The sequence below is a fragment of the Desulfohalovibrio reitneri genome, from assembly GCF_000711295.1.
Lineage (GTDB): Bacteria > Desulfobacterota > Desulfovibrionia > Desulfovibrionales > Desulfovibrionaceae > Desulfohalovibrio > Desulfohalovibrio reitneri.
This window is the reverse complement of sequence record NZ_JOMJ01000003.1, coordinates 1,044,824-1,058,959: the sequence shown is the minus strand read 5'-3', so window position 1 is coordinate 1,058,959 and position 14,136 is coordinate 1,044,824. Positions and strand designations below refer to the sequence as shown.

The window sequence follows — 14,136 nt, the reverse complement described above, 5'->3', positions numbered from 1 at the left end:
ATGCAGTGAAGATATACCAGATTAGCCCATGAACACGGACAAGACAAGACGTCGGGACTATCGAATCGAGCGCATGCGGGAAGAAGACGCCCCGCGTCTGGCCGAACTCGAACGCGGCTGCTTCAGCCATCCCTGGACCGAGGAACAGCTCGCCCTGGGGTTGCGGGAGGGGGTGCTGCACGTCTACGGTCTGTTGGACCGCTTGGAAAATCTAGTGGGATATGCTTCGTTTTATGCCGTAGCGGGAGAAGGGGAGTTGATCAACATCGCCGTGCGCGAAGAGCACAGGGGCGGTGGCCTGGGCCGCCATCTGCTGGGTGGGATGTTGCAAACGGCGAAGGAAATGGGCATACAATCAATGTTGCTGGAGGTTCGGGAGAGCAACGCGCCAGCGGTGGGGCTGTACAGTTCCTTCGGATTCTCCCGGGTGGGGCGGAGAAAGGGATATTACCCCGACACGGGGGAAGACGCGTTGCTCATGCGGCTTACCATCAATTCTTAAACCGAGCGAGGCTCCCTTTCATGCTCTTCATCGACGAAATGGACATCGCGGGCAAGAAGCTGCTCATACGGGTGGATTACAACGTTCCCATCAAGGGCGGCGTCATTCAGGACGACAACCGGATTGTGCAAAGCCTTGACACCCTCCGACACGCCCTGAAGCAGGGTGCCGCCCTGATTCTTTGTTCCCATATGGGCAAGCCCAAGGGAAAGGCGGTGCCGGAGCTTTCCCTCAAACCAGTGGCCGGACATCTCGGCGACCTGTTGAACACGGAAGTGCTCATGGCCCCCGACTGCGTGGGGGACGAAGTGGCCGACATGGCGTCCAAACTGCAGCCCGGCCGTATCCTTTTGTTGGAGAATTTGCGTTTCCATGAGGGCGAAACGGCCAATGCCCCCGGATTTTCCAAAGCCCTCGCCTCCCTTGCCGAGGTTTATGTGGACGACGCGTTTGGAACGGCCCACAGGGCCCACGCCTCCAACGTGGGCGTGACCCAGTTCATGGACCGATGCTGCGGAGGGTTGCTGCTGAAGAAGGAGTGGCAATACCTGGGAGAAGCCCTGCAGAACCCCGAGCATCCGTATGTAGCCGTGTCCGGCGGAGCCAAGGTTTCCACTAAGCTGGAGGTGCTGCAAAACCTTCTGGACACGGTGGATGAACTGATCATCGGCGGAGCCATGTCCAATACTTTCTTCTTGGCTCAGGGATATGAAACCGGTTCCTCTCTGGTGGAGCGTGACTTGGTGGACGCGGCCAAAGGCATTCTGGAGCGGGCCGAGGCCAAGGGCGTGAAGGTCCATCTGCCCGTGGACGTTGTTCTGGGCGAATCGGTCGAGGACGAGAATCCCGGCGAAGCTGTGGATGCTTCTGCCATTCCGGACGGCAAAATGGCCCTGGACATAGGTCCGAAAACCATTGAAAAGTTCCAGTCCGTGCTCGGCAAAGCAAAGACTGTCATGTGGAACGGCCCCATGGGCGTTTTCGAAAACCCCGCCTTCGCCAAGGGCTCCCTGGCTCTGGCCGAGGCAATGGCCAAGCTGGAGGGCGCCACCACCGTGGTGGGCGGAGGCGATACCGACGTGGTGGTGCACAAGGCCGGATTGGCGGACAGGTTCAGCTTCATCTCCACAGGGGGAGGCTCCTTTCTTGAATTTCTCGAAGGCAAGGAACTGCCCGCCTTCAAAGCGCTACGGGAGTGTTCCCAATGAAAAAGCTGATGGCCGCCAACTGGAAGATGCACAAGACGGCCACCGAGGCCGAGGAAACGGCCAGGGAGGTTGTGCGGTTGCTGGACGGCAAGCTGGCCGGGGATCGTTCGGTGCTCATCTTCCCCCCCTTCACCGCGATCCAGGCCGTGGCGGCGGTCCTTTCCGGGCGGCCCGGCTACTATTGGGGGGGGCAGAATTTCCACCCCAAGGACGAAGGCGCATTTACCGGTGAAGTTTCCCCGGAAATGCTGCTGGATCTTGGTTGCTCCTACGCTCTGGCCGGACACTCCGAGCGCCGTTGGGTATTTGGCGAATCGGACGAGCTGGTGGGGGAAAAAGTCGCCTTTGGACTGCAAAAGGGCTTACGCATGGTGCTCTGCATCGGCGAAAAGCTGGAGGAACGCAAGGCCGACAAGGTCGAGGAAGTCATCTCCCGGCAGCTCGAGGCCGGACTCGCCGGAGTGAACGAAGACGTGGCTCCGGAAAGCCTTGCTGTGGCCTACGAACCCGTCTGGGCCATCGGCACGGGCGAAGTGGCCGGACCGGAGGAGATTTCCGAAGCCCACACGCAGACTCGCGTCAAGCTAAGGGAATTACTGGGCAATACCGCCGACCAGATACCTATTCTCTATGGTGGAAGCGTCAAGCCAGCCAATGCCGAACAGATAATGGAGCTTGACAATGTTGACGGAGTCTTGGTAGGAGGCGCCTCTTTGGCAGCGGACAGTTTCAGCGGCATTGTGCCGGCCTGATGACATCATCCGCAAAAGCGCACAGGATTTTTTCGTGAGCGGACTCGTTCTGACCATACACATCATCATCTGCCTCTTCCTCGTCGCCGTGGTGCTGCTGCAAACCGGCAAGGAAGGAATGGGCGTCATCTTCGGCGGCGGCAGTGAGTCCGCCTTCGGGGGTGGCGGCGCCGGAGGACTGCTGGTGAAGATCACCGCGTTTCTGGCGGTGGCCTTTCTCCTCACCTCCCTTGCTTACAACAAGCTCACCGGTGTGCAGGCCCTGTCCAACGACTCCATCATGATGCGCAGCATGCCCGCCTCCCAAGAGGAAGTGAAAGAAGACGAGGACCAGCCCAAGCCCGAGGTTCTCTTCGAGGACTCCGAAACCGATGGCGGTGAGCAGACTTCTCAGTAAGATGGACCGCGGAAGTGGTGGAACAGGTAGACACGCTATCTTGAGGGGGTAGTGGCCACAAGCCGTGGGGGTTCGAGTCCCCCCTTCCGCACCATATATTCCCTAAAAGGACCCGGATAACTCCGGGTCCTTTTTTTCTTTCGTGGTATTTTGTCGTTTCCCTGGAAAATCCCCGGCGCGCGTGTGTTCCAAGGCATTGCTCCCAATTCGCATGCCTTTTCGCGATGGCGATTCAGCCTAAAGATGCCGACCCCGTATCCCGATAGGTAATGACAAGGGATACAAGCATGGAAGACTGGCATCCTGGGCAAGACGCGCATGCCGCGATACCTCGTGGACTGGAAAGCGAGGAGGAGCGGGGCGAACGCATAGCCCGCCTCAAGAGCCAGGTTCAGGAGGGCAAGTACAAACCTCTGCTGAACATCGTGGCTGACGAACTCCTCTCCGAGGGGCTGCTCAACGTCGTGGACGAGCTGTCCGGAGAAGGGGAGGAGGATGACTAGCCCGCTTTGTCCTTGAGAGACTCATCCCCTGGAGAGGTGAAAGGCCCCGGTTCCAAGCTTGGAGCCGGGGCCTTGCGCGTACTCTTTCGAAGCCTCGTTACAAGTTGGTTTCGGGCGCAATGAGGTCCTGGTAGGTTTCTCGGCGGCGGATGAGGCGCGAGGAGTCACCATCCACCAGAACCTCGGCCGGCCTTGGCCGTGAGTTGTACTGCGAGGCCATGGTAAAGCCGTACGCCCCTGCGGAAAAGGCTGCCAGGTATTCGCCTTGTTCAGCCCAAGGAAGGTCGCGGTCACTGGCCAGGAAGTCTGTGGTTTCGCAGATGCCGCCGACCACGTCTACGGTCTCCATCGGTCTCCCTTTGGGTTCCACTTCGGCGATGCGATGGTAGGAGCCGTACAGGGAAGGACGGACAAGATCGTTCATTGCCGCGTCCACAATGAGGAACTTCTTGATCTCGGATTCCTTGGTGTAGATAACCTGGAATGCCAGAATACCGGCGTTACCCGCGATGACACGCCCGGGCTCGAGGATGATCTTCAACCCCACACCCTTGAGCCGTTCGCTCAACGCCTGGCCGAACTCTTTGGGATGCGGTGGCTCTTCCTCGTCGTAGGTGATCCCCAGGCCGCCGCCGAGGTCCATGTAGCTCAATTCAAGCCCCATCTCCTTGAGCCGCTCCACAAAGGCAAGCACCTTGTCCAGGGCTTCCAGGAAGGGGGCGATGGAGGTGAGCTGCGAGCCGATGTGACAATCAATGCCGATGGGGTTCAGCCCCTCGGCGTCCTTGGCCAGGCGGTACCCTTCAAGAGCGGTCTCCATGTCCAGGCCGAACTTGTTCTTTTTCATGCCTGTGGAGATGTAGGGGTGGGTCTGCGGATCCACGTCGGGATTGATCCGCAGGGCGACCGGAGCCACTTTACCCATGTCGCGGGCCACGGAATCGATGAGGCGCAGTTCGTCCAGGGATTCCGCGTTGAACATGAGAATGCCCGCACTCAGCGCCTGTCTAATCTCAAGGGCGGTCTTGGCCACGCCGGAGTAAACGATCTTTTCTGGCTTGATACCCGCGGCCATGGCCCGGTGCAATTCCCCGCCGGAGACGATGTCCGTGCCCGCGCCCATCTCACCGAGCATCTTCAGAATATGGACGTTGGAGTTAGCCTTGACCGAATAACAGGTCAGGTGGTCGAGCCCCTCGAAGGCCGAATCGAACGCCTTGAAATGGCGGCGGAATGTGGCAGAACTATAAATGTACAGGGGGGAACCATACTCCTCCAGAAGGGTGCGCACCGGCACCTCTTCCGCGTGCAGGACTCCGTCGCGGTATTGGAAATGATTCATCCGAAATTGCTCCTCAAGGTGTTTTTTCGTCAGCGGTGCCGGGCGCCATAACCTGGGAAATACCCGGAGTGACACCTCGCAGTTCATTCACTCCCTCAAGCTGGAAGCGGTATTCCCTGCCACCTTCCAGCCCGCAGTAACTCAGTTCGAGGCGACCATTCGCCAAGTTCAGGCGCGGGTCGTCCAGTTCGTACACGTATCGCTCGCGCGGCTGGAACGGGCAGGTGGGACAGCTCAGGGTCATGTCCTCAACTCGCAGGGCCACGGAATCCAGCCGTTCCACAGCCCCCTCCAGGCGGGCTGTCAGAAGGGCGCATGGCCCTTGGCGCACCGCTGTAGCTCCTTGAATCGTGAAGATGTCCTCACCGGTTGCCACACGTGGCGGCTTCTTGGCCCCGCAGCCCAGGAGGGCCACGACAAAAAGAAGGAGCAGGGCGAAGCGAAACATTCTCATTGGGTGTCCAGCCTGTCTTTCCATTGATAGATGAGTTGCAGCGCTGCCATGGGCGAGATACCGTCAACCGAGAGACCCCGTAATTCCGACAGGACGGGGTGTTCCTCGTCGCCGGTACCATCCCCGGACGGCTCCACAGGGGGCGCCAGACCGGGAAGAAGAGCTTGGCGGGCAAAAGCCGCGCGGGATGCGGTTGAATCCTCGCCACGCGACCGCTCGAGCTCCCCCAGAATGGTCTTGGCGCGCTGCACCACGTTGTGCGGCACTCCGGCGAGTTTGGCAACCTCCACCCCGTAGCTTTTGTCGGACGGGCCGGGGACCAGTCGGCGCAGGAAGATCATCTCGCCTTTGTATTCCTTGACCGCGATGTTGTAGTTGCGCACCCCTTCCACATGCCCTTCGAGCACTGTCAATTCATGGTAATGGGTGGCGAAAAGGGTTCGGATGGAGCCGCTTCCCCGCCTGGATAGCTCCTCAACAACGGACCAGGCGAGGGCCATGCCGTCGAACGTTCCGGTTCCCCGGCCAATCTCGTCCAGGATAACCAGGCTGCGTTTGGTGGCCTGCCGCAGGATGCGGGCCGTTTCGGTCATTTCCACCATGAAGGTGGACTGTCCTTGGGCCAGGTTGTCAGAGGCGCCCACACGGGAGAAAATGCGGTCCACCAGTCCCACGGTAGCTTCTGAGGCTGGCACATAGGAGCCTACCTGGGCGAGCAGGGCGATGAGGGCAGCCTGCCGTAATACAGTAGATTTGCCCGCCATGTTGGGCCCTGTGATGATAAGAAGGCGCGAGTCGGGCTCCATGGACAGGTCGTTGGGCACGAATCCGGCCCGGCCTTGCACCGCCTCCACCACGGGATGCCGGCCGGAGCGCACGCGGAGTTCCTGCTCCGGGGTGAGTGCTGGGCGGGTCCAGTCCTGGCAGTGCGCCACTTCGGCCAGTCCCTGCCAGAGATCCAGTTCTGCCACGGCCCGGGCCACGGCCAGAAATCGCGGTCGAACGCGGGCCAGCTTTTCCCGAAGCTCGATGAACAGGGAGTATTCCAGGTCGCGCCGCTGGTCCGAGGCGCTGAGCAGCTTTTCCTCAAGCTCCTTGAGTTCGTCGGTGATGAATCGTTCCGCGTTAACCAGCGTCTGCCGTCGGTTGAACCGCCCGGGCAGTTCGCCAGCCTGGCTGCGGGAAAGCTCGAAGTAGTAGCCGAATACCTTGTTGAAGCCGAGCTTCAGCTTGGGCTGGCCTGTATGTTCCCGCTCTCGCCTTAACAGTTCGGAGACAAGCCCCTCGCCTTCGTCGGTGAGGCGGATCAGCTCATCCAGCTCCTCGCTATGCCCCTTTCGAAAGAGCCCCCCCTCAGTAATGACCGGCGGGGGGGAGTCCACCAGTGCGGATTCCAGCAGCTCGCGGATGTCGGCCATGTCGTCCCAGTCCCGATCCATCTTGGCCATGGCCTCGGGCAGGGGAGATTCGTCCGCCTCGCGCCGGAGGGTTTCGGCCAGACCGGGAAGCAGGCTCAGGCTGTGGCGCAGGGCCGCCAAGTCCTTGGGGGTGGCCCGCCCCAGAAAAACGCGCGTGGAGAGTCGCTCAAGGTCGAAGACTTCACCAAGTCGTGAGCGAAGTTCCGCCCGCGGGTCCGGCCGATCCACCAAGCGCTGCACCGCGTCCAAACTCCGCCGTATAGGCGCGGGGTCCCGCCAGGGACGCTTCAGCCGCTCCTCCAGCAGTCTGCCGCCCATGGGCGTGAGGGTTTGGTCCACGGCGTGACGCAGGGTTCCCTTACCTATTCGTCCATCCAGGGTGCGGAAGATTTCCAGGTTGCGCTCGGTGATCTCGTCAATGATGCAGAACTTGCCCAGGTTCAGGGGCTGGAACGTGCCCAGGTGGTTGGGGTCCTGCATCTGCGTCTGCCGGAGATAGGTAAGCAGGCCGCCCAGAACACGCACCAGCTGGGGCTTGTCGGCCAGGTCCAGCACGGACAGATCCGTCACCCCCTGGGCCTCCATGAGTTTGCGCTCCGCCCCCTTGCGGTCGAAGAAGGCCCCGGGGGGCACGTGGGTTGCCCCGCGCACGGAAGCGGCGAACTGGGTTGGCGGCTCGGTGCCGGCCGCAAGCAAAACCTCGGAGGGGTCCATTTTCTGCAGCCACTGCCATAGGACGGGTTCGCTGCGGGACTCGAACCCGCTCCATTGGCCGGTGGAGAAGTCGATCCAGGCAACCGCTCCGGTGCCGGAGCCCGCGTCAAAAAGCAGGGCGGCCAAGTAGTTGTGGTCTTTGGCGTCGAGATTGGATTCCTCGGTCACTGTACCCGGGGTCATCACCCGGGTCACGGCCCGTTTGACCAGTCCCTTGGCTTCCTTGGGGTCCTCCACCTGGTCGCAGACCGCCACCTTGTATCCTTTGCCCAGGAGTTGGCTGATATAATTGTCAGCGGAGTGATGGGGCACCCCGCACATGGGCACCCTGGTCTCCTGATTGGGGTTGCGGGAAGTCAGGGCGATCTGCAGTTCCCTGGCAGCGGTTTCCGCATCCTCGAAAAAAAGTTCGTAGAAGTCGCCCATGCGGAAAAAGAGCAGAGAATCCGGGTGTTCCTCCTTCATGCGGAGGTACTGCTCGAACATGGGGGTGAGCTTGGTCTTTGACGTCATCACTCGCTCAAACGCATTCGAAAGCCGATGGAATGCCAGCTTTGGCAGCGGGGGCAGACATAGAACACACCGGGATTGCGCAGGCCGCAAACACGGCAAACGTATCTTTTGACAGCCCTTGCCGTGGACAAGAAGAAGTCCAACTGCTCACGCAATACGGGACCAACTCCCTGCTCAGGCAGGGTCAGGGAGAGCAGTTCCAATCTCGCGGGCCAGAAATCCGGTTGCAAAACCACGGCCCGCTCAAGCCTGTCCAGCCCTTCGTCGCGGATGCCGCAGCGCAGGGATATCAGCCCGGAATAGTACTCCATGAGGGCTGCTGGTTCCCGTTCGCGGAGCACGTCAAGAAGATGCTCCGCGGCCCGCTGATCCAGAGGCGCACCCACCCCGTCGTCCAGAAAGCGAAGCAGCATTTCCAGGAGGACAAAACGAAGGTCGACGGAAACTTCCCCAAGCGCCGCGCGGAGCCTCTCCGCGATGTCCTCGCCAGAGGCTGTCTGCAAGTCGAGCAGCAGCAACTCGGTCCAGGCTTCCACCGCGCCCGGGTAGACCTCCAGCGCCTTGTCTAACAACTCCCGTCCGCCTTGCTCGTCCTCGCGCGAGAAGCGTTCTCCTGCCAAGCGAACGAGGTAGTGAGCCTGTGCCAGGGAGTGCCCGAGTTCGCCGTACAAATCCGCGGCTCGCCGCATTTCTCCGGTTTCCGCATACAGCCGAGCCAGCTCGAAGCGGATGATCGGATCCGTGTCGGCCAGTTTCTCGGCCTTTCCCAACGCCTCAAGGGCGCGATCCATGAAGCCGGCGCGTTTGTAGTCGCGCCCGAGTTCATAAAAAGCCCGGGCCTTGAGATGGTTCTCAAGGCCCGGCTTGGATATGAGGTTGCCGCGGAGATGGACCGCCCGCTCAAGCTCTCCTTGGGAGCGGAACAGGTTTCCCAGGGCGAGATAGATTTCAAAGGCGTCCGGGTTGCTCTCCACCGCCCGGCTCAATTCACCTATGGCCGCCAGAGTGTCCCGGGAAGGATCGGGATATCCCTCGCTGGTGGGCAGGAGGCCAAGCCCCTCGTGCTCCGCCCCCTCCCCGAAGATGTCCCGAAAACAAGACCACGGCGCCATGCCGTCTCCGGTCCGTTAGGCCCCGGATTGTTCCTCGTCCTCACCAGAGGAATCCGAGGAACCGGCGGCGGGGGTGGCGGAAGAGCCGAAGCTCGGCCTGGAGGAAGAGAAGGAGGAAGCGGTCTCCTGCTTTTTCTTCAGTTCGGCCACTTCGCCTTCAAGCCGCTTGGCCTTGGACTGGGCGGCTTTCAACTCCGAGCCGGAGCGAATCTTGTCCACAAGGAAGTAGAGCGTGGACAGCACGGCGCCCACCAAAAAGGCGATGAGAACAAACAGGTAGATAGGCATGGGCACGGAAACCCACTTCCACTGCAGGACTTCCAGCTTGAGCTGAATATCCTGAGAGAGAACCGGCGTGTTCTGTATGAAGAAAATCATGGCCACGACGAAGAGCAGGGCGAGCAGCAGGACCTTGATGTAACGCATGGTTCTCTCCTTGGCTTGAAAGGCTTAAAAAAACGGCTTGAGCTTGTTGTACGTGGCGAGCAGATGTTCGGGGATGACGCGTGTTTCAGCGAATACAGCCATAAACGAGGCGTCGCCGTTCCACCTGGGGACTATCTGGAAATGCAGGTGGGCGGCGATGCCGGCTCCGGCGGCATCACCGAGGTTTAGCCCCGCGTTGACGCCTTCCGGGGAAAAGGCCCTGTTCAGGGCGTCGACGCTGCGTGTGACAAGTTCCATGACTTCGTTGGCTTCCTCGCGGCTGAGTTCCGTCAGACAACTCGCGTGCCTGAAGGGAGCGACCATGAGATGGCCGTTGTTGTATGGATACTTGTTCATGATGACGTAGGCAAGCTCGCCCCGGTGGAGCACAAGCCTTTCCTCGTCTTCTTCGGTGGTTTCCGGCAGGCAGAAGACGCATTCGTCCGGTTTGGGGCCGAGAATGTAGTCCATGCGCCAGGGCGCCCAAAGCACCTCCATTAATATTCCTCCGCGAAACACTTTTTGGCGAGGTCGACCGCCATGGCCGGATCGTCAGCGGGGAGAACCCCATCGATTGAACTCCAGCGGCCGATGGCGATGACCGTCTTGCCGATCTTCTTGGCCAGGGCCAGCTCGGAGAGCGTCCCCCAGCCTCCTTCGACCGCGATGACCAGATCGGCATTGGCCACCACAAGGAAATTGCGCATATGGCCGAGTCCCGTGACCACGGGGACCTCGATGAATTCGTTGGCGTCCTCGCGGTCCAGCCCGGGCAAAAGGCCAACGGTGTGCCCGCCCCGTTCACGGGCCCCCTCGCTGGCCGCGCTCATGACGCCCTTGAGGCCTCCGGAAACGAGGGTGAATCCCGCATCCGCCAGCATTTGGCCGAGCTTCTTGGCGGTTTGCTCAGCGTGAGGTGCGTGGCTGCCGTCGCCGATGACCGCTATGTATCTTTCCTGATTCATTTCTTCTCTCCGCATGGCGCGAAAAGGGATTCAATACACGCGCCAGCCCCGAAGGGCAAGGGCGGCGGGCTCAACCGGCCTCCACTCCCGAGACCAGACGCCTGGCCAGGGAAAGCTGTTCTTCGCGGCAATCCGCCCGGCCGTCCACCTTGGCCGCCTGCACGAGCCGCAGAATCTCACCCAGCCGGGGGCCGGGAGGGACGCCGAGCTGTTTGAGGTCCTCGCCGTCAATGTCCAGTCCCTCTTCCCGGAGTCTGGAAAGATACAGGGAAATACCCTTGCGTATTTCCTCCCGTGTGGAGCGGGCCATGAGGTAGAGAACCCCTTCCTCGGGAACTTTTTCAAGCAGGAAATACAATTCGGAGAGGGGGCCTTCCTTGCCGATCCAGCGGGATATGGCATGAAAGGCTTCATTGACCGCGGCGCGAAGGTCGGAAAACTCCTTGCGATCACGCTTGGAAAAGCTGAGACGCTCCACCAGGGCATCCACACCATCCGCGTCCAGGTCGCGCACTAGGCACAACAGCCATGCCTTCCAGGGTTCCGGCTCGGGCTCGGCAAGGTAAAGCAACCGACGCCAGTCAAGCACCTCTTCCAAGCTGTCGAGCATTTCCCGCATTTTCGGGGTGACGCGCAAATCAGGATGCAATTGCCCCCACAGCCCCAGTTCCTCCATGCGCAGGATGCTCGCCTTGGCTCGCCGCTCCTTGAAGATCAGCTTGAGTTCGTTGAAAATACGCGAACCAGAAAGCTTCTGGAAGAATTGCATATTGACGGCGCTTTTGATGAGGCGCTCCGTCTGCCCGCCCATGGTGAACCCGAAGCGCTGCTCGAAGCGGACGGCCCGGAGTATGCGCGTGGGGTCCTCCACAAAGGAGAGGGAGTGGAGCACCCGTATCACCTTGTCCTTGAGGTCGCGTTGCGCGCCAAAGAAGTCCACCAGCTTGCCGTAGGACTCCGGATTGATCCGTACAGCAAGGGCGTTGACGGTGAAGTCGCGGCGGTACAAATCCATTTTGATGGATGAAAGCTGCACAGTGGGCAGCGCGGCCGGGTATTCGTAGTATTCCAACCGGGCTGTTGCCACGTCCACGTGCCGGCCGTCGGGCAGGATGACCACGGCCGTTTTGAACTTTTGGTGCGCCTTGACCCGGCCGCCAAGTTCCGCGGCCAGGCGTCGGGCGAAAATAATGCCGTCTCCTTCGACCACCAGGTCCACGTCGAAGTTAGGCTTGCCCAGCAGCAGATCGCGCACAAAGCCTCCGACCACGTAGGTCTGGTAGCCCATTCCCTCGCCCATTTCACCGGCCAATCGAAGCAGTTGCTGCACCTCCTCTGGCAGTCTGTCGCGAAGCACCCCGTTGATGCTTCTCTCCCGCTTGCGCTCGGGAATAAGTTTTTCCGGAATGCGGGCGGGCTCCTCAACGAGGATGTTGATGAGGTCCGTGCGTGTAACCACACCGACGAGAGAGCCATCGTCCACAACCGGCACCAGCCGCTGGCGCTGGGCGAGAATGAGCTCCATGGCCCTGTATAGATCGGTTTCGGGTGGCAGCATGATCAGGTCACGGCCCATGTATTCCCGCACCTGGACTTCTCCCAAGTGGTGGGAAAGGGCTTTGTCCGCCACTTCGTGTTCGATGAGGCCGACAACCTCTCCGTCCTCCCTGTCCAGCACTGGAAGCGCCTTGAGGCCGTAACGCACCATGATTTCGGAAGCCTCGGCGATGGTTGAGGTGCGGAGTATGGTCACGGGGGGAGAGGACATGATGGCGGCCAGCCGCACTTCCGGATTGATCTCGGAGTAGAGGAGGGCGAACAGTTCTTCCCGCACCTCGTGCAGAGTCTTGTTTTTGATGGAGGCGGACGCGGCGTAGGGATGCCCTCCGCCGCCAAGGGACTCGCAAATCCTGCCCACGTCCACGTCCGCGGAGCGGGAACGGGCCACCACTGTGATCCGGTCTTTCATGCGGCCCATGGCGAAAAGTACGCGGATGTGCTCCATCTCCATCATTTTGTGGGCCAGCAGGGCGAAATCGCCTACGTATTCCGCGGAATCCGCCTCCGCAAGCACCACCTCCATGCCGTTGATGTCGTGGGTTTGGGCGTTGTCCAGAAGCATATTGAGCAAACGCACTTGCTCAGCGGTCAGGTCGCGGGACAACAGATCGGAGATGACGCCCAGATCCATGCCCTTGGAGCGAAGCCATGCCGCGGCCAGGAGGTCGTTTTCCGTGGTGGAGTTGAAGGTCAGGGTGCCGGTGTCCTCGTACAGTCCAAGGCCGATGACAGTGGCCTCCTCCGGAGTCAGGTCGCCGCCGGTTTCCTTGATGCGAAGAGTAATGATTGCCGCGGACGACCCCCAGCTCTCGACCACTTCAAGTGATCCTTTAAGGTCTTCGTCGGAGTCAGGGTGATGGTCGTACAAGTGGATGTCGAGGTCGGGTTTGTTCAGGACCTCCGAGATGTGTGGCAGGCGGGACCGCTGCCGCGTGTCAACCGCGACAAGGCGTTTCACGGAGTCCGGGTCAATGTCCTTGGCCGGAACGAAATTGAACATGTAGAAGGCGCTTTGCAGGTAGAAATTGCGCAGCGTCTTTTCCTGCGAGCCGGGAAACACCAGCACCGCGCCCGGGTAGAGCCGACCAGCGGCCACGATGCCGGCGAGGCAGTCGAAGTCCGCGTTGGTGTGTCCGGTAATGATGGTTTCGGCCTGGATGCGCCGGGAATGTCTGCGGCCGCGTTGTTTGCCCATCCTAGCGAGTCTACTTTCTTTTTTCTTATTTTCCTAGGAAGCCGGGTACCATCACCCTGAGCGTGGATGAAACCTGTGATGAATGGCCGCCAGCCTGACGGACTGCACATGGGTGTATATTTCCGTGGCAGCCACATCCGCGTGACCAAGCAGAACCTGCACCGTACGCAGGTCGGCGCCGCCGTCCAGCAGGTGGGTCGCGAAACTGTGACGCAGGGTATGGGGGGATATCTCTCGCTTTATGCCCGCCTGTGCGGCATACCGTTTGACCAGCTTCCAGACACCCTGGCGGCTGAGCTTGCGGCCGGAGCGGTTGAGGAAAATCTCTTGATCCTTGGGCCCGAAAAGACCCCGCCAAGACGCGAGATAGGTACCCAGCACGTCCTGTGCCTCCTGGTAGAGCGGTACCAGCCGCTCCTTGGCTCCTTTGCCGAATATCCGCAGCAAGCCGGCCTGGGCGTCAAAATCAATGGGCTTCAGGGATATGAGTTCGGATACCCGCAGCCCTGCGGCGTAGAGCAGTTCCAGCATCGCCCTGTCCCGAAGTCCCAGTTTTTGAGTCTGGTCGGGCTGGGCGAGCAGGGCGTCCATTTCCTCAACGGTGAGAAATTCCGGCAAGCTGTGAGGGAGCTTGGGATTTGAGAGCAGTTCCGCCGGGTCGCTGTGCAGCCACCCCTCATCAGCGGCAAACGAGAAAAAGCCGCGAAGGGAGGAAAGGTGGCGGGCGATGGAGCGACTGCCCAACTCCCTGGCGCGGAGTTCCCCCAGATAGAGAAGGAGCGTCTGGCCGTTGACCGACTCAAGAGAGCCGCCGCGCTTGGTGAGAAAGGAATACAGCGAGTAAATATCCCTGGTGTATGCCTGAAGGCTATGCTCCGCCAGACCCTTTTCCACCACGAGATATTCGAGATAGCGGTCGATCCAGGGGTGGTTTCCGACGGCGGAGGTTTCGGCTTCTGTCATGGACCCGGTCTACCTCCAAGGCGCAGGGGCGCGCAAGCGTGTTTGACAGGGGGATGGAGGGCAATTACACCTCTCGTTCCACAATCCCGATTCGCTCCAAGATGCAAGGAGA

Annotated in this window: 14 protein-coding genes and 1 tRNA gene; 6 read left to right on the top strand and 9 right to left on the bottom strand. The window is 60.6% G+C overall.

Annotated features, from left to right (window positions below):
• Nucleotides 1–28 precede the first annotated feature (28 nt).
• From rimI to N911_RS0105580, 6 genes are all read left to right on the top strand, one after another.
• Nucleotides 29–502, top strand: a complete 474-nt coding sequence (rimI, locus tag N911_RS0105605; protein ID WP_029895172.1) for a ribosomal protein S18-alanine N-acetyltransferase — start codon at nt 29–31, stop codon at nt 500–502.
• A gap of 20 nt (nt 503–522) precedes the next feature.
• Nucleotides 523–1,710 carry a phosphoglycerate kinase gene (locus N911_RS0105600; RefSeq protein ID WP_029895170.1) on the top strand — a complete coding sequence of 396 codons (1,188 nt, stop codon included), beginning with the start codon at nt 523–525 and terminating at the stop codon, nt 1,708–1,710.
• A complete protein-coding gene (gene tpiA, locus N911_RS0105595; protein WP_029895168.1) occupies nt 1,707–2,462 on the top strand; it encodes a triose-phosphate isomerase in 756 nt (251 codons plus the stop codon). The genes N911_RS0105600 and tpiA overlap by 4 nt, the downstream gene beginning before the upstream one ends.
• Before the next feature lie 34 nt (nt 2,463–2,496).
• Nucleotides 2,497–2,859, top strand: coding sequence for a preprotein translocase subunit SecG (gene secG, locus N911_RS0105590; protein ID WP_029895166.1), 363 nt, complete (start codon nt 2,497–2,499; stop codon nt 2,857–2,859).
• 8 nt (nt 2,860–2,867) lie between these two features.
• Nucleotides 2,868–2,953: transfer RNA gene (locus tag N911_RS0105585), tRNA-Leu, on the top strand.
• 193 nt (nt 2,954–3,146) lie between these two features.
• Nucleotides 3,147–3,362, top strand: coding sequence for a flagellar biosynthesis anti-sigma factor FlgM (locus N911_RS0105580; protein WP_029895164.1), 216 nt, complete (start codon nt 3,147–3,149; stop codon nt 3,360–3,362).
• A gap of 97 nt (nt 3,363–3,459) precedes the next feature.
• Here the strand turns inward: N911_RS0105580 and lysA are convergent, their stop codons facing one another.
• From lysA to xerD, 9 genes are all read right to left on the bottom strand, one after another.
• On the bottom strand, nt 3,460–4,704 hold the full coding sequence (gene lysA, locus N911_RS0105575) for a diaminopimelate decarboxylase (protein WP_029895162.1): 1,245 nt from the start codon (nt 4,702–4,704) through the stop codon (nt 3,460–3,462).
• A 13-nt stretch (nt 4,705–4,717) separates the two neighbouring features.
• Complete coding sequence (locus N911_RS17375) at nt 4,718–5,158, bottom strand: hypothetical protein (protein WP_138774343.1); 441 nt, start codon at nt 5,156–5,158, stop codon at nt 4,718–4,720.
• Nucleotides 5,155–7,803, bottom strand: coding sequence for a DNA mismatch repair protein MutS (gene mutS, locus N911_RS0105565; protein ID WP_029895159.1), 2,649 nt, complete (start codon nt 7,801–7,803; stop codon nt 5,155–5,157). The genes N911_RS17375 and mutS overlap by 4 nt, the downstream gene beginning before the upstream one ends.
• On the bottom strand, nt 7,803–8,915 hold the full coding sequence (locus N911_RS0105560) for a tetratricopeptide repeat protein (protein WP_029895157.1): 1,113 nt from the start codon (nt 8,913–8,915) through the stop codon (nt 7,803–7,805). Before N911_RS0105560 ends, mutS begins: the two co-directional genes overlap by 1 nt.
• Before the next feature lie 15 nt (nt 8,916–8,930).
• Complete coding sequence (locus N911_RS0105555) at nt 8,931–9,341, bottom strand: lipopolysaccharide assembly protein LapA domain-containing protein (RefSeq protein ID WP_029895155.1); 411 nt, start codon at nt 9,339–9,341, stop codon at nt 8,931–8,933.
• 24 nt (nt 9,342–9,365) lie between these two features.
• Nucleotides 9,366–9,839, bottom strand: coding sequence for an HIT family protein (locus tag N911_RS0105550; RefSeq protein WP_029895153.1), 474 nt, complete (start codon nt 9,837–9,839; stop codon nt 9,366–9,368).
• A complete protein-coding gene (locus N911_RS0105545) occupies nt 9,839–10,306 on the bottom strand; it encodes a TIGR00725 family protein (RefSeq protein WP_029895151.1) in 468 nt (155 codons plus the stop codon). Before N911_RS0105545 ends, N911_RS0105550 begins: the two co-directional genes overlap by 1 nt.
• Before the next feature lie 70 nt (nt 10,307–10,376).
• Nucleotides 10,377–13,061 (bottom strand): CBS domain-containing protein, encoded by a 2,685-nt coding sequence (locus tag N911_RS0105540; RefSeq protein WP_029895148.1) that lies wholly within the window; start codon nt 13,059–13,061, stop codon nt 10,377–10,379.
• Between the two features lie 51 nt (nt 13,062–13,112).
• Nucleotides 13,113–14,024: a site-specific tyrosine recombinase XerD gene (xerD, locus tag N911_RS0105535; protein ID WP_029895146.1), complete on the bottom strand. Its 912-nt coding sequence runs from the start codon at nt 14,022–14,024 to the stop codon at nt 13,113–13,115.
• Nucleotides 14,025–14,136 lie beyond the last annotated feature (112 nt).

Bases quoted from the DNA above. Each gene is read 5' to 3' on its own strand.
- rimI (WP_029895172.1), top strand. From the start codon at position 29: ATGAACACGGACAAGACAAGACGTCGGGACTATCGAATCGAGCGCATG.
- N911_RS0105600 (WP_029895170.1), top strand. From the start codon at position 523: ATGCTCTTCATCGACGAAATGGACATCGCGGGCAAGAAGCTGCTCATA.
- tpiA (WP_029895168.1), top strand. From the start codon at position 1,707: ATGAAAAAGCTGATGGCCGCCAACTGGAAGATGCACAAGACGGCCACC.
- N911_RS0105580 (WP_029895164.1), top strand. From the start codon at position 3,147: ATGGAAGACTGGCATCCTGGGCAAGACGCGCATGCCGCGATACCTCGT.
- lysA (WP_029895162.1), bottom strand. From the start codon at position 4,704: ATGAATCATTTCCAATACCGCGACGGAGTCCTGCACGCGGAAGAGGTG.
- N911_RS17375 (WP_138774343.1), bottom strand. From the start codon at position 5,158: ATGAGAATGTTTCGCTTCGCCCTGCTCCTTCTTTTTGTCGTGGCCCTC.
- mutS (WP_029895159.1), bottom strand. From the start codon at position 7,803: ATGACGTCAAAGACCAAGCTCACCCCCATGTTCGAGCAGTACCTCCGC.
- N911_RS0105560 (WP_029895157.1), bottom strand. From the start codon at position 8,915: ATGGCGCCGTGGTCTTGTTTTCGGGACATCTTCGGGGAGGGGGCGGAG.
- N911_RS0105555 (WP_029895155.1), bottom strand. From the start codon at position 9,341: ATGCGTTACATCAAGGTCCTGCTGCTCGCCCTGCTCTTCGTCGTGGCC.
- N911_RS0105550 (WP_029895153.1), bottom strand. From the start codon at position 9,839: ATGGAGGTGCTTTGGGCGCCCTGGCGCATGGACTACATTCTCGGCCCC.
- N911_RS0105545 (WP_029895151.1), bottom strand. From the start codon at position 10,306: ATGAATCAGGAAAGATACATAGCGGTCATCGGCGACGGCAGCCACGCA.
- N911_RS0105540 (WP_029895148.1), bottom strand. From the start codon at position 13,061: ATGGGCAAACAACGCGGCCGCAGACATTCCCGGCGCATCCAGGCCGAA.
- xerD (WP_029895146.1), bottom strand. From the start codon at position 14,024: ATGACAGAAGCCGAAACCTCCGCCGTCGGAAACCACCCCTGGATCGAC.